Source organism: uncultured Mucilaginibacter sp. (genome assembly GCF_913773635.1).
In the GTDB taxonomy this organism is placed as follows: Bacteria; Bacteroidota; Bacteroidia; order Sphingobacteriales; family Sphingobacteriaceae; genus Mucilaginibacter.
In genome coordinates this window covers 143,711-167,127 of sequence record NZ_CAJYGQ010000007.1, presented here as the reverse complement: position 1 = coordinate 167,127, position 23,417 = coordinate 143,711, and the positions used below count along the sequence as shown (strand labels likewise).

The 23,417-nt window shown below is 41.9% G+C and carries 23 protein-coding genes and 1 tRNA gene; 13 read left to right on the top strand and 11 right to left on the bottom strand.

Going from position 1 to position 23,417, the window contains the following annotated elements:
- Window positions 1-726 carry a ribonuclease III gene (gene rnc, locus QZ407_RS08760; RefSeq protein WP_295769854.1) on the top strand — a complete coding sequence of 242 codons (726 nt, stop codon included), beginning with the start codon at window positions 1-3 and terminating at the stop codon, window positions 724-726.
- Window positions 727-974: 248 nt separating this feature from the next.
- On the opposite strand, the gene QZ407_RS08755 is transcribed toward rnc, so the two are convergent.
- Window positions 975-1,083, bottom strand: a tRNA-Asp gene (locus QZ407_RS08755).
- A 153-nt stretch (window positions 1,084-1,236) separates the two neighbouring features.
- On the opposite strand from QZ407_RS08755, the gene QZ407_RS08750 reads away from it, so the two are divergent.
- A complete protein-coding gene (locus QZ407_RS08750; RefSeq protein WP_157542479.1) occupies window positions 1,237-1,713 on the top strand; it encodes an Lrp/AsnC ligand binding domain-containing protein in 477 nt (158 codons plus the stop codon).
- A 77-nt stretch (window positions 1,714-1,790) separates the two neighbouring features.
- Here the strand turns inward: QZ407_RS08750 and QZ407_RS08745 are convergent, their stop codons facing one another.
- Complete coding sequence (locus QZ407_RS08745; protein ID WP_295769851.1) at window positions 1,791-4,046, bottom strand: Tex family protein; 2,256 nt, start codon at window positions 4,044-4,046, stop codon at window positions 1,791-1,793.
- Window positions 4,047-4,195: 149 nt separating this feature from the next.
- Between QZ407_RS08745 and QZ407_RS08740 the strand changes: the two genes are divergently transcribed.
- Window positions 4,196-4,417, top strand: coding sequence for a hypothetical protein (locus QZ407_RS08740; protein WP_295769848.1), 222 nt, complete (start codon window positions 4,196-4,198; stop codon window positions 4,415-4,417).
- Here the strand turns inward: QZ407_RS08740 and QZ407_RS08735 are convergent.
- A complete protein-coding gene (locus tag QZ407_RS08735) occupies window positions 4,414-4,632 on the bottom strand; it encodes a hypothetical protein (RefSeq protein WP_157542482.1) in 219 nt (72 codons plus the stop codon). The two genes, QZ407_RS08740 and QZ407_RS08735, sit on opposite strands and share 4 nt — an antisense overlap.
- Window positions 4,633-4,768: 136 nt before the next feature.
- Between QZ407_RS08735 and QZ407_RS08730 the strand changes: the two genes are divergently transcribed.
- Together QZ407_RS08730 and QZ407_RS08725 are read left to right on the top strand one after the other, a co-directional pair.
- On the top strand, window positions 4,769-5,227 hold the full coding sequence (locus QZ407_RS08730) for an SRPBCC domain-containing protein (RefSeq protein WP_295769844.1): 459 nt from the start codon (window positions 4,769-4,771) through the stop codon (window positions 5,225-5,227).
- 43 nt (window positions 5,228-5,270) lie between these two features.
- Window positions 5,271-6,341 (top strand): PKD domain-containing protein, encoded by a 1,071-nt coding sequence (locus QZ407_RS08725; protein WP_295769842.1) that lies wholly within the window; start codon window positions 5,271-5,273, stop codon window positions 6,339-6,341.
- 37 nt (window positions 6,342-6,378) lie between these two features.
- Here QZ407_RS08725 and QZ407_RS08720 read toward each other — a convergent pair whose 3' ends face one another.
- Complete coding sequence (locus QZ407_RS08720) at window positions 6,379-6,816, bottom strand: cytochrome c (protein ID WP_295769839.1); 438 nt, start codon at window positions 6,814-6,816, stop codon at window positions 6,379-6,381.
- 153 nt (window positions 6,817-6,969) lie between these two features.
- On the opposite strand from QZ407_RS08720, the gene QZ407_RS08715 reads away from it, so the two are divergent.
- Together QZ407_RS08715 and QZ407_RS08710 are read left to right on the top strand one after the other, a co-directional pair.
- On the top strand, window positions 6,970-8,178 hold the full coding sequence (locus QZ407_RS08715; protein WP_295769836.1) for a TlpA disulfide reductase family protein: 1,209 nt from the start codon (window positions 6,970-6,972) through the stop codon (window positions 8,176-8,178).
- Window positions 8,179-8,287: 109 nt separating this feature from the next.
- Window positions 8,288-8,794 carry a phosphoribosyltransferase family protein gene (locus QZ407_RS08710; RefSeq protein WP_295769833.1) on the top strand — a complete coding sequence of 169 codons (507 nt, stop codon included), beginning with the start codon at window positions 8,288-8,290 and terminating at the stop codon, window positions 8,792-8,794.
- Window positions 8,795-8,860: 66 nt separating this feature from the next.
- Here QZ407_RS08710 and QZ407_RS08705 read toward each other — a convergent pair whose 3' ends face one another.
- A complete protein-coding gene (locus QZ407_RS08705; RefSeq protein WP_295769830.1) occupies window positions 8,861-9,541 on the bottom strand; it encodes an OmpA family protein in 681 nt (226 codons plus the stop codon).
- Window positions 9,542-9,833: 292 nt separating this feature from the next.
- On the opposite strand from QZ407_RS08705, the gene QZ407_RS08700 reads away from it, so the two are divergent.
- The 5 genes from QZ407_RS08700 to gcvT all read left to right on the top strand — a co-directional run bounded on the left by QZ407_RS08700 (window position 9,834) and on the right by gcvT (window position 15,490).
- Window positions 9,834-10,964, top strand: coding sequence for an ABC transporter permease (locus QZ407_RS08700; protein WP_295769828.1), 1,131 nt, complete (start codon window positions 9,834-9,836; stop codon window positions 10,962-10,964).
- A 38-nt stretch (window positions 10,965-11,002) separates the two neighbouring features.
- Window positions 11,003-12,241 carry a PP2C family protein-serine/threonine phosphatase gene (locus QZ407_RS08695; protein ID WP_295769827.1) on the top strand — a complete coding sequence of 413 codons (1,239 nt, stop codon included), beginning with the start codon at window positions 11,003-11,005 and terminating at the stop codon, window positions 12,239-12,241.
- Window positions 12,242-12,439: 198 nt separating this feature from the next.
- Entirely contained in the window at window positions 12,440-13,096 is a 657-nt protein-coding gene (locus tag QZ407_RS08690; protein ID WP_295769824.1) for a ribonuclease HII, read from the top strand.
- A gap of 52 nt (window positions 13,097-13,148) precedes the next feature.
- A complete protein-coding gene (locus tag QZ407_RS08685) occupies window positions 13,149-14,357 on the top strand; it encodes a glycosyltransferase family 4 protein (protein WP_295769821.1) in 1,209 nt (402 codons plus the stop codon).
- A 53-nt stretch (window positions 14,358-14,410) separates the two neighbouring features.
- A complete protein-coding gene (gene gcvT, locus QZ407_RS08680; protein ID WP_295769819.1) occupies window positions 14,411-15,490 on the top strand; it encodes a glycine cleavage system aminomethyltransferase GcvT in 1,080 nt (359 codons plus the stop codon).
- A gap of 122 nt (window positions 15,491-15,612) precedes the next feature.
- Here the strand turns inward: gcvT and QZ407_RS08675 are convergent, their stop codons facing one another.
- The 6 genes from QZ407_RS08675 to panC all read right to left on the bottom strand — a co-directional run bounded on the left by QZ407_RS08675 (window position 15,613) and on the right by panC (window position 22,434).
- The gene (locus QZ407_RS08675) at window positions 15,613-16,044 is read right to left on the bottom strand and encodes a VOC family protein (RefSeq protein WP_295769818.1); all 432 of its coding nucleotides are present in this window, start codon (window positions 16,042-16,044) and stop codon (window positions 15,613-15,615) included.
- A gap of 108 nt (window positions 16,045-16,152) precedes the next feature.
- Window positions 16,153-18,972, bottom strand: coding sequence for a carbamoyl-phosphate synthase large subunit (carB, locus tag QZ407_RS08670; protein WP_295769815.1), 2,820 nt, complete (start codon window positions 18,970-18,972; stop codon window positions 16,153-16,155).
- 221 nt (window positions 18,973-19,193) lie between these two features.
- Window positions 19,194-20,174, bottom strand: coding sequence for an energy transducer TonB (locus QZ407_RS08665; protein ID WP_295769813.1), 981 nt, complete (start codon window positions 20,172-20,174; stop codon window positions 19,194-19,196).
- A 21-nt stretch (window positions 20,175-20,195) separates the two neighbouring features.
- Window positions 20,196-21,179, bottom strand: a complete 984-nt coding sequence (locus QZ407_RS08660; protein ID WP_295769810.1) for a hypothetical protein — start codon at window positions 21,177-21,179, stop codon at window positions 20,196-20,198.
- 28 nt (window positions 21,180-21,207) lie between these two features.
- Window positions 21,208-21,558 (bottom strand): aspartate 1-decarboxylase, encoded by a 351-nt coding sequence (gene panD, locus QZ407_RS08655; RefSeq protein WP_295769808.1) that lies wholly within the window; start codon window positions 21,556-21,558, stop codon window positions 21,208-21,210.
- Between the two features lie 36 nt (window positions 21,559-21,594).
- Window positions 21,595-22,434 (bottom strand): pantoate--beta-alanine ligase, encoded by an 840-nt coding sequence (gene panC / locus QZ407_RS08650; RefSeq protein ID WP_295769806.1) that lies wholly within the window; start codon window positions 22,432-22,434, stop codon window positions 21,595-21,597.
- Between the two features lie 157 nt (window positions 22,435-22,591).
- On the opposite strand from panC, the gene QZ407_RS08645 reads away from it, so the two are divergent.
- Complete coding sequence (locus QZ407_RS08645; RefSeq protein ID WP_295769804.1) at window positions 22,592-23,416, top strand: glycogen/starch synthase; 825 nt, start codon at window positions 22,592-22,594, stop codon at window positions 23,414-23,416.
- Window position 23,417 lies beyond the last annotated feature (1 nt).

Sequence of the window (23,417 nt, the reverse complement as noted above, 5' to 3'; positions counted from 1 at the left end):
ATGCCTGTAAGCCGCTTATATAAGCTATACTTATCTCCGCACCGTAAATACGTCAAAACTTTAAAGAATTTGCTCGGCTTTGTGCCGGGCAATTTGTCTTTATACCGTTTGGCTTTCAGGCATAAATCTGTAGCGCAAGCTGTAAAAAAAGGTGTTAAAAACAGTAACGAGCGTTTAGAGTTTTTGGGGGATGCAGTTTTAGGCAGCGTAGTGGCCGAGGTGCTTTTCAAAATGTACCCCTATCAAGACGAAGGCTTTTTAACAGAGTTACGCTCAAAAATTGTAAGCCGCAATAATCTTAACCAGCTTGCCCGCAAATTGGGCTTAGATGGGCTTATACAGTACGATAACCGCATGGTTAACTCAACCCGGCAGGGATCATTGCTGGGCGATGCATTTGAGGCACTTATAGGTGCTGTTTATTTGGATAAAGGTTACGATTTTACCCGCGGTTTTCTCATCAACCGCATTATCAAAGCCCATATTGATATTCATACTCTTGAGCAAACCGAAACCAACTTTAAAAGCAAGTTGATTGAATGGTGCCAGCGTCACGGTAAAGATGTGTTATTTGAACTCACCCTCAATCAGGATGGAGAAAGCAATAAGCTTTTTACTATTCAGGTGAACATTGATGGTGAGATAATGGGCCTGGGCAAAGAATTCAGTAAAAAGAATGCTGAAAAACTGGCCGCTGAAAAAGCCTGTGAAGCTTTAGGTATTTGACATACACTAACTCAAACGCCTCTCCAATTTTTACCTTACACTGCATCTATTGTGATGCACGGTAGCTTATCTCTACATCTAAAATATAAGCACAACATATTCACACCTTTTTATTTAAAGCTGCATTTGGATGATCAATTAAGCTTTCTTTAATCATTCAGGCTAGACAAATCCTTATAAAAAGCAAAGCCCCCTGATGGGCAGGGGGACTTTTACTAACCAATTATAAACCTAAATTATGAGAAGAGCTGTTGGGGAAGGATTCGAACCTTCACAGAGTGGTTAGCCCGAAGGTTTCCCATTATCTCCGCCACCGGGACAAGGAGGTGTGTCTGCCAAAAATTTCACCACCCAACAGTATTGTTTTTATTAAAGAACAAGAGATATTTTCCGTATCGCTTGATACAAAGTTAAGAGGCCTGTCAATTTCTTGCAAATATTTCAATAAAATATTTGCATTTTTATTCAAATTTTAATTATCCTTGTGTATAAATAAATTAATACGAATTTATGCCGCACAGAAAAGCCCAAAATTTAGAAATTGATAATTTAGATATTCAAATTCTGTCCATTCTTATGAAGAATGCAACCACTCCTTATACTGAAATTGCAAAAGATCTTATTGTATCGGGTGGCACTATACACGTACGCATGAAAAAACTTGAGGAAATGGGCGTTATTAAGGGTGCCAGCCTCGAAGTTAACCCTCAAAAGTTGGGTTTTGACGTTACTGCATTCTTAGGCATATACCTTGAAAAAGGCTCTCAGTACCACGAAGCTGTTAAAAAGCTTAAAGAAATTAATGAGATTGTGGAGCTACATTACACCACAGGCGAGTGGAGTATTTTTGCAAAAATTGTTTGCCATGATACTAATCACCTGCGTGAGGTATTGAACGAAAACATACAAAGCGTACCAGGTATTTCGCGTACCGAAACGTTCATATCTCTTGAAGAATCAATTAAACGCCAAATTACATTAGAGTAATTTTGTTGCGGCCACATAAAAGCAAATGCCCTGCTGTATTTTACAGCAGGGCATTTCTTAAAACATAGCAAAACAGCCTATTTAAACCTGGCTTTAAGTGCCGCCAGTTTACTTTGCATATCTGTTTCTGGTTCTTTTTTGTTGCGGTTTGCGTTGCTGTTTCCACCCACGGTAGCCTGCTTGCGGTTAGCACTGTTACCCGCTTTTTCGTCCCCTTTCATGCTAAGTGATATACGCTTGCGGTTTACATCCACCTCAGTTACGGTTACTTCAACCTGCTGGTGCACTTTTAATACCTCATTAGGGTCTTTAATGTAACGGTTGGTAATCTGACTTAAATGCACCAATCCATCCTGGTGAACCCCAATGTCAACAAAGGCACCAAAGGCTGTAATGTTGGTTACAATGCCCGGCAACTTCATACCAACTTTTAAATCGCTAATAGCGTTAACACCTTCGGTAAAGCTAAATGCTTCAAACTTTTCACGTGGGTCACGGCCTGGTTTGGCAAGTTCGGCCATAATATCATTCAGTGTAGGCAAGCCTACTTTATCTGATGTATATTTTTGCAGCGGGATGCTTTTACGCAACTTTTCATTAGTCATCAAATCGCGAATGGTGGCGTTGCTATCCTTAGCCATTTGCTGCACTAAGGTATACCGCTCCGGGTGAACACCGCTGGCTTCCAGCGGATTTTCAGAACCTTGAATACGTAAAAAGCCTGCTGCCTGCTCAAATGCTTTTTCTCCTAAACGTGGTACTTTTTTCAATTGCTCGCGGGTTTTGAATGCACCGTTTTGATTTCGGTACTCTACAATGTTTTGGGCCAATTGAGGACCAAGGCCTGACACATATGCCAAAATTTGCTTTGAGGCAGTGTTAAGCTCTACTCCTACCGCGTTTACACAACTAACTACGGTATCATCCAATGATGTTTGCAGTTTGCTTTGGTCAACGTCATGCTGGTATTGCCCTACTCCAATTGACTTTGGATCAATTTTAACCAATTCAGCCAGTGGGTCCATTAAACGACGACCAATCGATACGGCCCCACGAACGGTAACGTCCTTATCCGGAAATTCCTCACGAGCAACTTCTGATGCTGAGTAAATTGATGCTCCGCTTTCATTAACCATAACTATGGTTACACCAGGCAGGTTAAGGTTGCGTACAAAAGTTTCGGTTTCTCTGCCGGCGGTACCGTTGCCAATAGCAATAGCCTCAATTTTATAGGTCTCAAACAAGTGCTGAACAGTTTTTTCAGCCTCACGGGCTTGTCCTGCGCCGGTGTGGGGGAAAATAGCTGTGTATTCTAAAAGCTTACCCTGTTCATCTAAGCAAACTACTTTACAACCGGTACGGAAACCAGGGTCAATAGCCATAACGCGCTTTTGTCCTAACGGCGCAGCAAGCAATAACTGTCGCGCATTCTCGGCAAATACCCTTATAGCTTCTTCATCTGCCTTTTTCTTGGTAATAAGGCGAGCCTCGGTTTCCATTGATGGTTTAAGCAATCGTTTATAACCATCGGCTATAGCTAACCTTATCTGGTCGCTTGCTGAATTATTTGCTGTAACAAACGTACGGTCGAGCATAGCAATTGCATCGTCTTCAGGAGGCAAAATATCTAAATACAGTATCTCCTCCTTCTCGCCGCGGCGCATGGCCAATATACGGTGTGACGGTGCTGATTTAACTGATTCTTTCCAATCGAAATAATCTTTGTACTTAATACCCACCTCTTCTTTGCCCGGCGCTACTTTTGATTGGAATTCACCTTTTTCAATAAACAGATCGCGCATTTTGGCGCGAACCTCGGCATTTTCGCTAATGGTTTCGGCTATAATGTCGCGCGCCCCGGCAAGAGCTTCTTCGGGGCTGTTTACGCCTTTTTCGGCATCAACGTATTTATCTGCCTCTAACAAAAGGTCAACTTTATTTTGAGTGAAGATGAGGTCGGCCAAAGGCTGCAAGCCCTTTTCGCGGGCAGCAGTAGCGCGAGTCTTCCGTTTAGGGCGGTATGGTAAATACAAATCCTCCAATGCTACCATGGTTTCGGCAGCATCAATTTGTCCTTGTAACTCCGGCGTTAGTTTGCCCATATCGCTAAGCGATTTCAGGATGGCTTCGCGGCGTTTATCTAAGTCTCTTAGTTGTTGTATTCGGTCGCGTATGGCGGTAATCTGTACTTCGTCAAGGCTGCCGGTTAGCTCCTTGCGGTACCGTGAAATGAAGGGTACAGTAGCGCCCTCATCTAACAAGCTAACCGTAGCGGTAACCTGTTTCGAAGCTACGGATAGCTCTTGGGCAATTTTTAAATGATGATCTATCATGTATCACTATGCTTTTTCGGGATTGCGAAATTGAGGATATTTTGGCAAATATGAAAGCCAACAATATCCGTGAAGGGGAAGAACAAATTAACATTTGGTATCTTGCGCCTTAATTTTTGATTTCCCATCAGGAGGGTTAAGAATACTATATGGATGCACACCAAATGCGGTTGTTTGAATTTAAGCTGGAGGAGATATATAACCGTACTGAGTGGCTGCAGTATGAATTGCCATTGCAAAAATTTATAGCCTTATTTCCGATTGAGTATAAAGACGACAGGCCTCAACGTCCTGAAATGCCGGAGGAACCTGATTTGGACCGTGATACAAAGCTGGCTATTTTGGTAGCCTTTCGTGAGGCTTTCAGTTAAGACTTTTTTTGAGCTTTTTCATGCTTGGTTACTGCTATAACCATGGCACCAAGCAAGGTAGTAAAGCAAACAACGCCTAATATAGCCAAAGCAACCCGCCAGTTCTGATGCAGTAACATCCCTTTATAAATACTGCGAACGCCTACCACAATCATTCCTCCTATGATTATAAAAGGCACTATCAGTTTCTGCCGCATGGTTAAGTTACTTTTCATAACCTTAAATATAGGCTGCATTTAGTGTAAAAGCAAAACATAGGCTTAAATTGCGTAATTAGCCTTATAAATTGTCGCAAACACACCGCTTAACAACGGACGTAAGCAAGCATATTTGTATCAAACAATTATAACTATGGAAAAGCTAACGTTCAATGTTACCATCAATGCTTCGCGCCAGCAGGTTTGGAAAACTTTATGGAGCGATGAAACTTACCCGCAATGGACAGCTGCATTTTGTGAAGGCTCGCACGCAGTTACAAACTGGAAGGAAGGCAGTAAGGTATTGTTTCTTGATCAGCAGCAGAATGGAATGGTATCAGTAATAGCCAAACTAAGTGAGCCCGAATTTATGTCGTTTAAGCATATAGGCGAGGTAAAACAAGGCGTTGAAGATACAGAAAGCGAAGCTGTAAATACCTGGGCTGGCGCACATGAAAACTACACGTTAAGCGATGCGAATGGCAAAACCGAGCTTTTGATAGAGCTGGAAGGCGATGGCCTGCCCGATGAGTTTAAAACATTCTTTGCAGATACGTGGCCTGCGGCGTTGAATCTATTAAAACAAGCTGCTGAAAAAAATCCGGCTGAATAATTTAATATTGTAAAGCCATAGCAGTGGCATCAATATTAAGCACATGCGTAAAAGTATTTTATCTGGCCTAATTATATTACTAAGCGTAGGCGCATTTGCGCAAGACGACCGGGGTTACAAAATATATCAGTTCCCGGCCAATATGATACCCAAGATAGATGGAAAGACTGACGATTGGGATAGTTTCCCAAAAGAGTATATTGTTGGTACGGACCAGCTTTGGGATGATTCTAAACATTACCCTGCAGTCGATCCTAAAAATTTGGATGTTAAAGTACGTGTTGCGTGGGTTAAAGGACTTAACCGGCTATACTTTTTGTACGAGGCTTATGACAACTACTGGGACTTTAGCCGCTCCGATTTGCATAACGACACGTTTGAAATAGTGGTAGACGGTGACCTATCCGGCGGGCCGCTTATTACCGACTGGCATCCAAATCAAAGTCTTAACCCATGGGATATTTATTTTTCATACCATGGCGTGCATGCTCAAAACTACCACATTTTCACCCCTGCCGTAGGTAAAGACTGGGCCTTGGCCTGGGGTAGCCAACCTTGGATCAAAAACCTGCCTTATTCAAACATTGCTTATTCATATAACTTTAAACCAGGCCAGCCAGGCAAACTGATTGCCGAATTTTGGATTACCCCGTTTGACTATGCCGGCGCCGAAGGTCCGCAAAGAGCTGTTGAGTCGGTTTTAAGCGATAACAAAAAAATTGGCCTTACCTGGGCCGTTATAGATTATGATGATGTTAACGATGAGTCGAAAAAAGGTTTTTGGAACCTATCTAAAAATCATAAAATGTATGGCAACACCAGTTTGGGTACTGTATTTACCCTTATGCCATTAGATGCCAAATATCAAAAAGCTATTGAAGCCCGTTGGTCATTCATCGTTACAGATATGAATAAACGCTCAGTAACGTTTAATGACGAAAGCATTGGTAAAATAACCTCCTGGAAATGGGACTTTGGCGACGGCACGTCCTCTACCGAACAAAGCCCCGTACATCAATACAAAAACGCCGGTAAATACATTGTGGTGCTTAATATTGATGGGCCTGCAGGCAGCTCGCGTATGTCAAAAGTTTGGGACGTAGCCGTAAAATAAAAGTTAATTTAAATGCGGAGGTCAGAGTTTATGACCTTTATTCACGTATTGCGGCAACTTCTTTTACCGTTACAGCAGGCGCCTTATTACCAAAATTATTACGTACATAAGTAAGTACATCAGCAATTTGCTGGTTGGTAAGATGCGCAAATGCAGGCATAATATTTTTATACTCCTCCCCGTCTATCTCAACGCCCTGCATACCTTTCAATAAAATGTTCACCAACTTATCACTGCTGCCAAGCACGTAAGACGTTTTAATAAGCGGTGCATTCATTCCGGGTATACCGCCACCATCAACCTGATGGCATGACAGGCAGTTTGCAGCATACACCGCCTGGCCGCGTTGTTCAGAACTTTTTAAACCTGCTGCAACTATGGGTTTAGCTTTGTTTGCAGGCTTTTTACTTTGCGCTTTTACCGCACTAAAACAGCCAACTAACAGGAAGATAAGTAATGTATATTTTATTTTCATTGGAGTAGTCATCTTATAAAGAACTACTAATGTAATTGAATTTTGGATGAGTTTAAACGTCCGAATACAACTTTTGCAAGGCAATCATCATATTCTACAAAATCTATAGACTTAATTTAAATGTTTGTTTACTTTGTATACTATTAGTAAACGATGAAAAAAATACTTTTCTTGATATATCTGATCTTAGGGTCGCTTTCAGTTTCAGCGCAAATAAAATTCAAAACGGGCATTTGGCGGGGTATTCTCAAACCTGCTACCGGCGAGGTACCATTTAATTTTGAAGTTGCGCAGGAGGCCGGCAAAAAGGTGATATACATTTTGAATGCGTCTGAACGCTTTAAAGTAAATGATATTCAAACCAAGGCCGATTCGCTTTTTATACATATGCCTTTGTTCGATTCGGAATTTCGCCTTAAACAGGATGGAAATCAACTTAGCGGCCAATTCATCAAACACCTTGGAGAAAGAGATGCTGTAACACCATTTAATGCTCAATACGGTCAAAAGTGGCGCTTTTTTGAGAAACCGGAAGCACCGGCATTTAATGTGAGCGGCAGATGGCGTGCAATTTTTGGCGATGGTGCTGAACGAGATACAACAGTAGGAGAATTTAACCAAACCGGTAACCGTGTTACAGGTACCTTTTTAACCACCACCGGCGATTACCGTTACCTGGAAGGCACTGTAAGTGGCAATAAGCTATACCTATCGTGCTTTGACGGTGGGCATGCTTTTCTTTTTACGGCTGATATAGCAAGTGATAATACTATAACAAACGGCAATTTTGGCCGTACGCCATGGACAGCCGATAAAGATGCGAAAGCAAAATTACCCGATGCCTATTCACTTACGGCCTTAAAGCCGGGCTATAAAAAAATAGATTTTTCATTTCCTGATGTAAGCGGACAGAAAGTATCACTATCAGATGCCCGGTTTAAAAACAAGGTTGTAATTATACAAATAATGGGTTCATGGTGCCCAAACTGTATGGACGAAACTGCTTACCTTGTTAATTACTATAAAAAGTATCAAAGCAAAGGTGTTGAGGTTTTGGGATTAGCTTACGAACGGACAGCCGACTTTGAGAAATCAAAAAAAGCTGTGTTGCAGGAACGGGAACATCTCGGCATACCGTATCCGTTGCTAATTACAGAATTTACCAGCAACAAAAAAGAGGCAGCCAAAAGCTTACCTATGCTTAACAATGTAATGGCCTTTCCAACCACTATTATCATTGATAAAAAGGGTGAAGTTCGTAAAATATATACGGGCTTCAGTGGCCCCGGAACCGGCAGCTATTACACCGAATTTGTTAACGAATTTGAACGCCTTACCGATGCATTGCTGGCAGAGAAGTAAGAAAGTAATTATCCTGCTACCATAGGAAATACTTTTATATTTGCTGTGCTTAAGTGGACTGTTCAGTTTGGCAGTATAAATAGCCACAGCGTACTTATAATTCATTAACATGGCCGAAAAGCTTTTAATACTCAATAAGCAGCAAATACAGCAAAAAATTGACCGTATTGCTTACCAGATTCTTGAAGATAACTTTGAGGAACAGGAAATTGTAATTGCGGGTATACTAACGCAAGGCAGTGTAATTGCCAAACGCATTAAGGCAGTGCTTGAAAAAATAGCTCCGTTTAAATGCACCATGATTAATATTGAAATTGATAAAAATGCCAGTCACCTTGAGGCTAACCTTGATGCTGATATAAATGTATGCGCCAATAAGGTGGTAATTTTAGTTGATGACGTGCTTAACAGCGGTAAAACGCTTGCATACGGCTTTGGGGTGTTTTTAGATGTTCCGCTTAAAAAACTACGTACCGTTGTACTGGTTGACCGTAATCATAAAAGCTTCCCCATTAGCACCGATTTTTCGGGAATGGCGCTTTCAACTGTAATTAAGCAGCACGTATATGTATCATTAACCGAAACCGGCGATGAAGATGCCGTGTATTTAGGATAATATAAAATAACAAAGGCTGCCTTTTATTAAGGGCAGCCTTTGTTATTTTATATTTATTATACGGTATTAGTTACCTGCCTGTTTAGCTTCTTGTTTTAATTGATCGTTTGCTACAATCACAATTTCCACACGACGGTTTTGAGCACGACCTGCTTCGGTGCTGTTATCAGCAATAGGCTCATTAAAACCTTTACCCGAAGTACTTAAGCGCGATCCGCTTACACCATGCGAGCTTATATAAGACTTAACTGATTCGGCGCGGCGTACCGAAAGATCCTGGTTAAGCTCGGCGCTACCGGTATTATCAGTATGACCAACAATTAAAATATTGGTTTGTGGATTGTTAGTTAATGAAGTAGCCAGGTTACTCAAGTTTGTTTGAGCTGCTGACTTTAACGCAGTTTTATTAACATCGAATAAAATACCCGAGTCAAATTTCACCAATATACCTTCACCCTGGCGTTCAACAGTTGCCCCCGGAACGGTTTGTTTAATTTCGGCGGCTTGTCTGTCCATTTTACGGCCAATAAATGCACCTGCTGTACCGCCTACGGCACCACCTATAATAGCGCCCAATGCGGTGTTACCAGCACTTTTACCTATAATTGCACCAATTGTGCCACCTGCGCCGGCACCAATAGCAGCACCTTTTTGAGTTTTGGTTAACGAGTTACAACCCGAACCAATTAAGCTGGCAGTAGCTAAACCTACAGCCACTATAGCTGTTTTAAATTTTATGGTTTTCATTTTTTGATGTGTGTAAATTTATTTGTGCCTCAAGATTACAAATCTCTTGCCAAAGTGTTTAATAATTATTCTTTATTAACCCGGCTGTACGTGTTTGACACTCTTGAATTAAAAAGTTTAATTTGTAAACAAAACAAGCTACCGGGCAGGTGTTTACTTAGTGTACTTAATTTGGTGAAATTGAACTAAAATACAAGCGCATAAGTGTAAACAAAACCATCCCTGTTCAACTATAAACATACAATTACAAATAATTAAGCTATATTGATTTTAAACTATACCCTCAGCTATTTTGAATGATTTAACACCCGGACAAAGAGCCTGGCACGTGTTCAAAAAAAACAGGGCGGCCATGGCCGGTTTGCTATTAATTGCATTAGCCTTTTTTACCGCGGTGTTTGCATACATGCTTATGCCCGATGACGCTCCTAATGCCAACAGCATGTCGCTACCTTTAAGCTTAAAAAAGCCGGGGGCAAGCTTTAAGGTGTTACTTATACCCGATAAAGACAAGCAAGAACGCTCTGGTGCTGTATCCGGTTTTTTTCCGGGGAAACCGCTGGTGTATAGACAAATTCCAATTACATCCTACCAAATAAAGGCTGATTCGGTTATTGTTGATGAATATGTTAGCAGCGAAGATAAGCCCGAGCGCAGGGCGTTCGCGTTAAATATTTTCGATAACCCTGCTTTAATCTCCAATAAAAACAACTTTGCTAATAAGTACATTGAAACTAAAACCTTTTGGCTCGGCAGTGATATTTACGGCCGCGATTTACTGAGCAGGGTAATTTTAGGCACACGTATATCCTTAGCTGTTGGTATTATGGCGGTGTTGATTAGTTTGGTGGTTGGTGTTACCATTGGCGCCGTTGCCGGCTATTATGGCGGTAAAACCGATGCAGCGTTAAGCTGGGTAATGAACATTTTATGGTCGTTGCCGGCACTGCTACTGGTTATTGCACTATCATTTGCGCTGGGCAAAGGCCTTTGGCAAATATTTATCGCCGTAGGCCTGTCAATGTGGGTTGAAGCGGCACGTTTGGTACGCGGCCAGGTAATAAGCTTAAAACAAGCGGAATATATTGAGGCAGCCCGTGCTTTAGGTTATACTAACTCGCGCATAATTACCAGGCACATTTTACCTAACATGGCCGGACCGGTAATGGTTATTGCGGCATCAAATTTTGCATCGGCAATACTGCTAGAAGCCGGGTTGAGCTTTTTAGGTTTTGGCGCTCAACCACCGGTACCAACGTGGGGAGGCATGATTAGAGAACACTACGGTTATATTATTATGGATGCTGCCTACCTGGCTATCATACCTGGTTTGGCTATAATGATAATGGTGTATGCGTTTAACCTGGTAACTACCGGTTTGCGCGATGCTTTTGATATTAAATCGCAAAACGTTAGGTTATAAAAATATTTTTCTAATTTAGAACGTCTACAGAACTACAAATGCACAATATCGACGAAGGCTCGGGCGAAGATGAGTTAATTAAGCTGCTCCTGAAAAGGCAGTGGGAATTAAACTCTTTACTGGAGGTAACACAAGCCATTAATAAAAATACGGCGGCACCTGTGTTACTGCAAATGCTGGAAGTGATTTTAAAAAATTACCTGCAGGTTGGCAAGCTGCGTTTTTTAATTGAGAAGCAGGGAAGCTACGTTTGCGTTTCTAAATATGGTGGCGAATTTGAGGGCGTATCGGTGCTACATAAGGCGTGCAGCCTGCTCAAAAAGGTCAAAACGCCTACCGCTTTAAACGGCTATACTGATGCTGTTTTGAGCAATTACAATTATTTTATCCCTATCTATCATAAAAACAGGCCGTTGGCTTATGCCCTTATAGGCGATTTTACCCTATCGGGTGAAATGATGAGCAATGACCTTAACTTTATGCAAACGCTCATTAACGTTATTGTGGTTGCGCTCGAAAACAAAAAATTGTTTCGCGAGCGGTTACAGGCAGAGCGTTTTCAGCGGGAAATGGAATTAGCCGTTGAGGTGCAAAACATGCTCATTCCGGTTAAAATACATAAAGACCACGCTGTTGAAGCCAGCGCTAAATATTTGCCGCATCAGGATATTGGCGGAGACTACTTTGACTTTTTCAGGCTTAATGAAGAGGAGTTTCTCTGGTGCATAGCCGACGTATCTGGCAAGGGAATATCGGCTGCTTTACTAATGGCAAACTTTCAGGCCAGTTTGCGTGCCTGGGCTACTGTAGAGGACGATTTATCTACAGTTGTTAAAAAGCTTAACCAAATTGTTATTTTAAATACTAAAGGTGAGCGTTTCATTACACTCTTTGTTGCCAAGTACAACGAGCGTACCCGCAAGCTTTGCTACGTAAACGCCGGGCACAATCCAACCATTTTGTTTAACGGTAACGCCACGCAGTTGCTAAAAACCGGTACTACCATGATTGGTGTTTTTGATGAGCTGCCGTTCCTTAACTTAGGAGAAGTGACCATTGACCCAGGTAGCATGATATTTAATTACACAGATGGACTGATGGATTACGAACTGGAGCAGGACATACGCTGGAACGAAGGTAAGCTGCTAAGCTACATTAGCGAAAACGGGCACCTTGCCCCTGATAAATTCAATCAAAACCTAATGGACTATCTTGGCCGGATTATTAAAGGAAAACGCATTGATGATATTACCTTGTTAACATTACGCATTAGTTAATTGTGATATAATACACTTGCACTAAAGAATTTCCGGCAATCAATCAGCATTCTCATCCTCACACTTTTCAATAGAACTAGCTGTAACAGCTAAATTTTCATTCCTTAAAACTTGTTTACCTGTGGGTTTTTCAAGAAATTTGAAGGTTTATTATGGTAGCAGTCATACCATATCAATTACAAAATCGTTACAACGGTAATGGCTAAAGGCAAAAGACCACCGGTTATTAAGGTAAAACTCCCCGCGCCCGAAAAGGTAGCTTTGTTAGCGCGTTATCAGCATGATTTTGTTGAAGCCGGCTGCGACGAAGCCGGCAGAGGCTGTTTGGCCGGACCGGTGTTTGCGGCAGCGGTTATACTTCCTGCTGATTTTGAGCATAGCCTGCTCAATGATTCCAAGCAAATGTCTAAGGCCGACAGGTATTTGTTACGTACCGAAATTGAACAAAAAGCACTGGCATTTGCTGTGGCATCAGTAAGTAATACCGAAATTGATGAAATCAATATCCTGAATGCATCCTTTTTAGCTATGCACCGGGCTATTGATGCGCTCCACATTCGTCCCGAGTTTTTAATTATTGACGGCAACCGTTTTAATAAATATGATGGCATACCTCACCAATGTGTTGTACAGGGCGATGGTAAGTACTTTAGTATTGCGGCAGCATCAATATTAGCCAAAACTTACCGCGATGATTACATGATGCAATTGGCACTCGAACATCCCGAATATGATTGGCACACTAACAAGGGTTATCCAACTATTAAACACCGTAATACGGTTTTACAGCTTGGGTTTACTCCGCACCACAGGCGTACTTTTAATGTCACAAATCCGCAACTAAGCATTTTTTAATTTTGAGAACCAACACGGGGTTGATACATTTGCTAACAACCAATTAGCCCTCGTGAAAATACTTATAGTTACACACCTTACTCCGTTTCCGCAAAACAGCGGATATCCTATTGTGGTAGGTAACACCATTAAGGGGCTGATTAGCTCAGGGCATGAGGTTTCCTTATTTTCACTCAACCCCAAAAAAAATAAGGTTTACAATAACAACCACACGGCCGAACAAGCTGTACCATCAAGTTATTATGCTCATGATATTGATACTAGCGTATCGGCAAGTCATGCTTTTTTAAGCTTGTTTACAGGCAAGTTGTACACAGTTGAGCGTTTTTACGATGCTGATTTTGAGCGTAAGCTTGTGCAGGATATTAAGCAAAGCAATTACGACATTATTCAGTTTGAAGGATTGTTTGTTACGCCTTATTTACCCGCTATACGTAAACACACCAAAGCAAAACTAATTTACAGGGCCCACCATATTGAGTATTTGGTTTGGGAGCGAATGGCCAGGCAGAAAAGTGATCCTTTTAAAAAGTTTTACCTTCGGTTGAATGCACGCCGCATAAAGGCTTTTGAAGTAAAGCAGTTTGCCTTATTTGATGCTGTAACCGTATTCACCAACCAGGATAAAGAAACCGTTCAGCAGCATTGCAGCAGTAATTTACCGGTTGAAATTGTACCGGTGGGGCTTGATTTGAGCAGATACAAACCAAATCATAAATATACCCGCTTTCCCAGCCTGTTTTTTTTGGGCGCTATGGATTGGCTGCCTAATCGCGAAGGCATTGAGTGGTTTTTAGAAAATTTTTCGAACGACCTGACCGAAGGTGACCTTAAAGCACCTTTTTACGTTGCCGGAAACGATATACCTGAAAGGTTTGACGATTACGAGCGCGTTGGCAAAATATTTATACATGGTGAAGTTGATGATGCTTTGGAGTTTGTAAACAGCAAAGCTGTAATGATTGTGCCGCTACTGTCAGGCGGGGGCATGCGTGTAAAAATAGTTGAAGGTATGGCTATGCAAAAATGCATCATATCTACCTCGCTTGGCGCCGAAGGTATTAACTACTCACATGGCGAAAACATTTTGATTGCTAACACTCCGCAAGAATTTAAACGGGCAATAAAGCGCTGCATTCAGGATGAGCATTTTTGTCGGCGTATTGGCCTTAGCGCCCGCAAACTGGTAGAGCAGCAGCACGATACGCTTAAGATTAACAATCGCCTTACCGACTTCTACGAGCAAATGCTAAATGGCTGATTACAGGCTTTTTTTAGTACTTTTGCCGCCACAAATACTATTACTGTTTTTTCATGAAAAATACCGCTTTAACCGATGTACATATTCGCGAGGGTGCCAAAATGGTTCCTTTTGCCGGTTACAACATGCCCGTACAATATGCAGGCATAAACGCTGAACATGAAACCGTGCGGAAAGCCGTAGGTGTTTTTGATGTAAGCCACATGGGCGAGTTTATTTTAAAGGGAGATAAAGCGCTTGACTTAATACAACAAGTAACCAGCAACGATGCCTCAAAACTATATGATGGCAAAGTACAGTATTCATGCCTTCCAAATGAAAACGGTGGCATAGTTGACGATTTGCTGGTTTACCGTATTGATGAGAAAACTTACATGCTGGTAGTAAACGCCTCAAACATTGAGAAAGACTGGAACTGGATAAGCAAATTCAACACTTATGGTGTTGATATGAAGGATATATCAGACCGCACCTCATTGCTGGCTATACAAGGCCCTAAGGCAACCGAAGCTTTACAAAGCCTTACCGAAATTGACCTTGGATCAATGGAGTATTACACCTTTAAAAAAGGAAAATTTGCGGGTGTTGAAAACGTATTGGTTTCAGCAACGGGTTATACAGGTGCAGGCGGCTTTGAGATATATTTTGATAACGAGCACGCCGAGGAAATATGGAACGCTGTTTTCAAAGCAGGTGAGCCTTATGGTATTAAACCTATTGGATTAGGCGCACGTGATACGCTGCGTCTTGAAATGGGCTTTTGTCTTTACGGAAATGACATCGATGATACCACATCGCCTTTAGAAGCCGGTTTAGGATGGATTACCAAGTTTAGCAAGCCATTTACCAATTCAGAGGCATTACAACAGCAAAAACGACAGGGCATTGATAAAAAACTGGTTGGCTTTGAAATGACCGAACGCGGCATTCCACGTCACGATTATGAAATTGTGGATGCAGAGGGTAACAGCATTGGCCGGGTAACATCGGGTACGCAATCGCCATCATTACAAAAAGCAATTGGCTTGGGTTATGTTAACCAATCTTTAGCCAAAGAAGGCAGCGAGGTTTACATTAAAATCCGTGATAATAAAGTAAAAGCAAAAGTTGTTAAGCTACCTTTCATTAAATAAGCTTTAACCCTTTAAAAACAACAAAATCGCCCTTGTATTACCTACAAGGGCGATTTTGTTTATACATGTTTAAGCAGTGCTACTATGTACTGCCATGCAACCTGTTTAAAAGGCTAAAGCTATTATTTGTAGTCGGGATCAAATTCTATAATCCATTCAATACCGTACTTGTCTCTGAACATTCCGGCGTAAGTTCCCCAAGGACTATCGCCAATAGGCCCTTCCACGTCTCCGCCAGCAGAAAGGCCGTTGAATATATTTTCTGCCTCTTCTCGGCTCTCGGCATTTACATATATTTTAGAACGGTTCTCACTTTCACTTACACGTCCTAAAAAACCTGGAACATCGTTAGCAATTAAAACATTGTTTTTACCAAGCGGCAAGCCTATGTACATTATTTTGTCTGCCTCTTCATCGGCTACCTGATAATCGGGATCCGACAAATCTTTAAAACGCACGACTTTGGTAAACTCGCCACCAAAAACTGATTGATAAAAAGCAAATGCCTCTTCGGCATTACCATTAAAATTTATCCAGGGATTAATTGCTCTCATGGCTTACTCGGTTTTATAATTTGTGATAGAGTAGCAATTTAATAATTAAGGCAGTATATACACAAACAAAAACGGCGCTGGTGACAGCGCCGTTTTCTATATCAAATCTTACTTGCTCAGGTACATTGATTTCTCTTTGTACAGATGGCGGAAGTAAGGGTCTTCCAGGTTTGGAATAAAGCGGATAGCTTCGCCGGTTGATTTCATCTCAGGGCCAAGCTCCTTGTTTACCTCCGGGAACTTATCAAAAGAGAAAATCGGTTCTTTAATGGCATAACCTTTAGGTTTACGTTCAATGGTAAAGTCGGTAAGTTTGTTTACGCCCATCATTACCTTGGCGGCAATGTTAATGTAAGGCACATCATAAGCCTTTGCAATAAACGGAACCGTACGTGATGCACGCGGGTTGGCCTCAATTACGTAAACCTTATCGTTTTTAATGGCAAACTGAATATTCAGTAATCCTCTTACGTTAAGCGCTTTGGCAATTTTCTTTGAGTACTCTTCCATCTGCTGTAACACAGTTTCGCTCAGGTCAAAAGGTGGAAGCACGGCGTATGAGTCGCCCGAGTGAATACCGGCAGGCTCAATATGCTCCATCATACCCACAATGTGTACGTTCTCGCCGTCGCATATCGAGTCAGACTCAGCCTCTGCAGCACGGTCAAGGAAGTGGTCAATCAATACGCGGTTGCCCGGTAGTGCTTTTAACAAATTAACTACGGCACGTTCCAGGTCTTCATCGTTAATTACAATGCTCATACCCTGGCCACCTAATACGTAACTTGGACGTACCAGTACCGGATAACCTACCTTGTGCGCTACTTCCAAAGCTTCTTCGGCTGTTTCGGCTACGCCATATAATGGGTACGGAATATCAAGGTCTTTCAACAAATCAGAGAAACGGCCTCGATCTTCGGCAATATCCATGTCATTGTAAGAAGTACCAATGATTTTGATGCCATGCTCATGCAGCTTTTCAGCCATTTTAAGGGCAGTTTGACCACCCAGCTGTACAATCACACCTTCAGGTTTTTCCAGGTCAATTATTTCACGTACATGCTCCCAAAATACAGGTTCAAAATACAGCTTATCAGCCATGTTAAAGTCGGTAGATACCGTCTCAGGGTTACAATTAATCATGATGGCTTCATAACCCGACTCTTTAGCAGCCAGTAAACCGTGTACACAGCTATAATCAAACTCTATACCCTGGCCAATACGGTTAGGGCCTGAACCTAACACAATAATCTTCTTCCTGTCTGACGGTACAGATTCGTTTTCGCCCTCGTAAGTAGAGTAGTAGTATGGCGTTTGTGCCTGGAACTCAGCAGCACAAGTATCAACCATTTTATATACCCGGTTAATGCCCAGTGCTTTGCGGCGCTGGTAAACATCTTCTTCGGTGGTGTTAGCGCCCAGTATCCAGGCAATTTGCACATCCGAAAAGCCTTTTTGCTTAACGGTAAGGAATATATCTTCAGGGATATTGTTAACCGAGTAACGACGCAATTCGTTCTCCAGGTTAACAATCTCTTGTATCTGGTTCAGGAACCAACGGTCAATCTTAGTTACTTTACGTACCGATTCAATAGGCACACCCAGGCTCAACGCATCATAAACATGGAACAACCTGTCCCAGCTTGGATGCTCCAGGCTGTGCATGATTTCGTCAAGGTTACGGCTCTGGCGACCATCGGCACCTAAGCCGGCACGACCGATCTCTAAACTCTGACAAGCTTTTTGCAGCGCTTCGATAAAGCTACGGCCAATGCCCATCACCTCACCTACCGATTTCATTTGCAGGCCCAGCTCTCTGTTGGCACCTTTAAATTTGTCGAAGTTCCAGCGAGGAATTTTCACGATAACGTAATCAAGCGTTGGTTCGAAGTAGGCCGATGTAGTTTTAGTAATTTGGTTTTCAACCTCATCAAGGTTGTAACCTATAGCCAGCTTGGCAGCAATTTTAGCAATTGGATAACCTGTTGCTTTTGATGCCAGGGCCGATGAACGCGATACACGTGGATTAATCTCAATAGCAATGATCTCCTCATTTGCCGGGTTAACCGAAAACTGCACATTACAGCCACCAGCGAAGTTGCCAATGGCACGCATCATTTTAATGGCTTGGTTTCGCATTTCCTGGTAACAGCGGTCGCTCAGGGTCATAGCCGGAGCAACGGTAATTGAGTCGCCGGTGTGGATACCCATCGGGTCAAAGTTCTCAATAGAACAGATGATAATTACGTTATCGCGGTTATCGCGTAGTAATTCCAGCTCATATTCTTTCCAGCCTAATACAGCTTGCTCTACCAGTACCTCATGGGTTGGTGATGCCTGTAAACCGCGGCTTAATGCTGCATCAAAATCTTCTTTTTTATGTACAAAGCCTGCACCTTTACCACCCAGCGTATAGCTTGGGCGTATAACCAGCGGAAAGCCGATTTCCTGTGCACCTTCTTTACCTTCTAAAAACGAGTTGGCAATTTTTGATTTTGCAACACCCACGCCAATCTCAACCATCAACTGGCGGAAAGCTTCGCGGTTCTCGGTCTTTTCAATGGCGGCAACATCTACACCAACCACTTTAACACCATATTTTTCCCAAATACCGCGTTCCGAAGCTTCGATACAAAGGTTTAATGCAGTTTGGCCACCCATGGTAGGCAATACGGCATCAATTTTTTGTTCAGTTAAAATTTGCTCGATGCTTTCGCAGGTCAGCGGCAACAGGTACACGTGGTCGGCAATAACCTTATCAGTCATGATGGTAGCCGGGTTGCTGTTGATAATAGAAACGGTAATTCCTTCGTCTTTTAGCGAAAGAGCGGCTTGTGAACCGGCGTAGTCAAACTCGCAGGCCTGACCGATAATGATTGGACCAGAGCCAATGATCAGTACCGATTTAATGGAGGTATCTTTGGGCATAGCAGTATTTAGCAGTTTTATGTTTAGTTCATAGTTGATGGACCATGGTTCATAGCACTTTAGCTAATCACTATGAACTATCAGCCATTAACCATGAGCTTCTAATTCTATGCGCTGAGGATGTCAAAACCCGACTTCAGCATCGGGATGCAAAGATAGGAGATTGGAGCTTACGAATGTGAAATATTTGATATTTAATAATCACTTATTACAACCTGAAGCTACTTGCCTTTATTAATTGAAAACGAAAGCGGAATTGTGTATTGTACATTAACTTTCCTACCGTACTGAACGCCGGGTATCCAATGACCACTTGTTTTGTTGATAAGCCTGATACCTTCGTCGCTCAGTTCTTTTCCGGGCGAGGCAGCAGCATAAGCATTACTTACGGTACCATCCGTATTGATTACAAAGGTAATTATTACCCTACCCTGTATATTGTTTTTGTAAGCCTGCTTAGGGTATCTTATGTTTGACCTCATAAACCAGTCAAACCCACCAAACAACCCTTGTTTGAATTGCGGATCAACCTCACGCTTTTGGTAACGGTAATTTTCACCGTTTTTAAATACCGACGTACCTGATAGTAGCACGCCATCTTTATACATTTCAGTTAATACAACCTTATTACTATCAGTATGACACCTCCACAAACTGTCTCTCATGCCATTTACAACCCGCCCTTCTTCATACAAATTGGCCATGGCCTCATTCATCATCATGCAATAGCCAAAACCATCTTTTACGGTTTGGTTACCCAATGTATCATAACTGGCCTGTATCAAGAAATTGCGGCCAATGTTAGGAATATCTTTTTGCGGCTCAGCATAAACGAGCGTTAATTGTAAATTGCCGTTTGGGTAATAGAAAATGTGTTCACCTACTGCCCGGCCCTTAATGTAACTTCCTGAACGTTTTACTGTATTGCCAGGATAGTAATCTGTGCAAAGACCGGTTCTGTAAAAAGTTTTTGATGATAGTGATTGCCCTATGCACTTTATACTACTGTCGCGGTAGTATTCTATTACGGGGTATAAGTTGGATAAACTATCTATCTGCCCTATTTTTCTGATGTAGCTTGCGCTATCAATAGCTGATACTTCCTTATCTTTTGAATCTAAGTAGAATGTTTTTAACCCACTCTGTGCGGTTGCCAGTGAACCTGAAAATAGCACCAGGCAAATAACAATCCATTGCTTCATAAATAATTAGCTGTAATTAAGCTACTTTGCCGGTGCCTTAGCCGGCGTACCAAACGTAGCCGACACTACCCACGAGCTGGCCACCGGTAAACCATTTTGTATGGCAGGTTTCCACATTGGTGATGCGTTTATAGCGGCAACTATTGTTTTATTTATCTCAGGTGTTATGTTACCCAACATGCGGCCCTGACTTACTTTTCCGTTTTCATCAACCACAAATGTTAATACGCTTTGGGTGCTTTTTTGCTTTAACGAAGCAGGATACTTGAATTTCTTTTTAATATAAGCAACAAACGCTTCATCGCCGCCTTTAAACTCGGGCGATTGGCGTCTTTTTGTATAAGTATACTTTACCCCTGCGGCATTAGTGGTAACCCCCGAAACAAATTTGCCATCTTTATAAGTGTCTACATAGGTTACTTTTTGCTGCGGGTAATTACCACGCCAGGTACCATCAGGCCTGCCGTTTTTTACATCACCCTCTTCGCTTACAACTCCTGAATTTGAATGGTAATCAATAAAGTGACCGTTTCCGTTAGTGACAAGCTCCTTTCCGGCAGAATCAACACAGGTGATAATGCGAGGACCATCGGCAGCTGCACTTGCGGCTGTATCATACTCAAGCGTTAAATGTATTTTTCCGTTAGGATGAAATAGAAATGCGGTTCCTAGCGGCTTTCCGTCTGCATAACTTACTACCGATTCGCGCTTACCATTAACATAGTAACTAACGCATTGCTCTTGAAAAACAGGCGGGTCAATTGAGCTGGTTTTACCTATAAATTTAGGCTTGCTATTGCGATAATAATCACTGATACCAAATAAGGTAGAGCCCGAATCGGGCAGGCTTATTACACGAATGTAGTCAGAACTGTCAACAACCGGTACTTTGGTACCATCGTACTTAAAATAAAAAACCGATTGAGTTTTACTTTTTGCAGGAGCTTGCGCGTTACAATATGCAGCGGCAAACAAAAAGCATATAGCTAAAAGATACTTCATCATATAATCCGATTAATCAGGCGGGCCTAATCTATCGAATTAATTTATTATCTGTATCAGGGAAAATTAAAATTGGTTCGTATTTGCGTGCTTCATCCATATCCATAGTGGCGTAGGACATTATTATAACAATATCCCCCACCTGCGCAAGCCTGGCTGTTGCCCCATTTAAGCAAACAGTGCCACTACCGCGTTCTCCCTTTATTACGTAAGTTTCAAAGCGTGCGCCATTGTTATTATTTACAATCTGCACCTTTTCATTCGGGATAATGTTGGCCGCCTCTATTAAATCCTCATCAATCGTTATACTGCCTACGTAATTCAGTTCGGCCTGAGTTATCTTGACGCGATGGATTTTGGATTTTAAAACCTCAATAATCATAAAGCAAAGTTAGTAATTAAATACGAAGGCGTGATATCACCGTATTATCACATTATCAATAAGGCGGGTTTTACCTACCTGTGCAGCAACCAGGGCAACAATACTATCGCTGCCAGCCTGTGCAGGTTTAAGCGTTTTACCGTCGGCAAGTTCAAAATATTCAAGTTGGGTATCACCTTCACTGCTTATCAGTTCAGCTGCACGGCGTTGCACATCGCTTAAAGCAGCACCATTTTCAAAAGAGGATTTAGCTTCGAATAACGCCTGTGAAAGAACAAGCGCATGTTGGCGGTCAGTTTCAGTTAAATGAATATTACGTGAGCTCATGGCAAGCCCATCGGGTTCACGCTCTATAGGGCACATCACTAATTGTACAGGCGTGTCAAGTACTTGTATCATGCGGCGTATGACCATTACCTGCTGGTAGTCCTTTTGGCCAAAAAAAGCTTTATTAGGCTCCACTATACTAAACAGTTTGTTCACTACCTGGGTAACCCCCTGGTAATGCCCCGGCCTGAATTTTCCTTCAAGCAAGGTTTCCAGTTCTCCAATATCTAAATGCCAATTTTCATTGCCGGCATACATTTCATTTACTTCGGGGTTAAACAAAACATCACAACCTGCCGCCTCAAGTTTTTGAATATCGGCCTCAATAGGTCGCGGATATTTTTCCAGATCTTTAGGGTCGTTGAATTGGGTGGGGTTCACGAATATGCTGCAAACAGTTACGTCGCACTCCTGGCGTGCACGTTCAAGCAATGATAAATGCCCTTGGTGCAAAGCACCCATTGTGGGTACAAAACCAACGGTTTTTCCGGCAGCGCGAAGGGCATTGAGATGCTCTTTAAGGGCGTTTTTGGTATTAAATACTTTCAACTAAAAACTAATTAAAAAAGTGGGCAAAGGTGTATAATTAGTTTGTTATTACCAAAACAAACTTGCATAAATCGTTGATAGTTCATAACATAATGTGTATATTTGCACACTCAAATTTTATTTGAGGTCTTACATAAAACTTAATATTGATATAGAGATGGGTAAATCTAAGCTTCTGTTCATAACTCACGAAATGTCTCCCTTCCTTGAGCTCACAAAAATTTCTGAAATAACCCGCCAGCTGCCGCAAGCCATGCAGGACAAAGGTTTTGAAATTCGTATTTTGATGCCGAGGTTTGGAAATATTAATGAGCGCCGGAACAGGCTTCATGAGGTAATTCGTTTGTCGGGAATGAATATCATTATTAATGACAATGACAATCCGTTAATTATTAAAGTGGCCTCTATACCGGCAGCACGCATGCAGGTATATTTTCTGGACAACGAAGAGTATTTTCAACGCAAACACGTATTTAACGACAAAGACGGAAAGTTTTATGCCGATAACGATGAGCGCATGATTTTCTTCTGCAAAGGCGCATTGGAAACTGTTAAAAAGTTAGGCTGGTCTCCTGATATTGTACACTGCCACGGCTGGATGAGCGCATTGGTACCTACTTATTTGAAAACTACTTATAAAGACGATCCAACCTTTAAACACTCAAAGGTGGTTTACTCAATTTATAACAACGAGTTCAATGAGTCACTTGCTGCTGATTTTGCACAAAAAGCAGTAATGAGCGATATGACCGAAAGCCACACCGAAACATTTAAAGCGGGCACCAACAATGCACTTCATGAAGGTGCGGTACAATATAGCGACGCTGTTGTACTTGCTACCGAAAACGTTGATGCAGATGTGTTAAATTATGTTAAAAACAGCCAAAAACCTGTTTTAGAATTTGAACAGACCGCTGATTTCGAAAATTATTACAATTTTTACGACGAAATAACCAATGATGAGTTGGTAAACGTTGCATAAA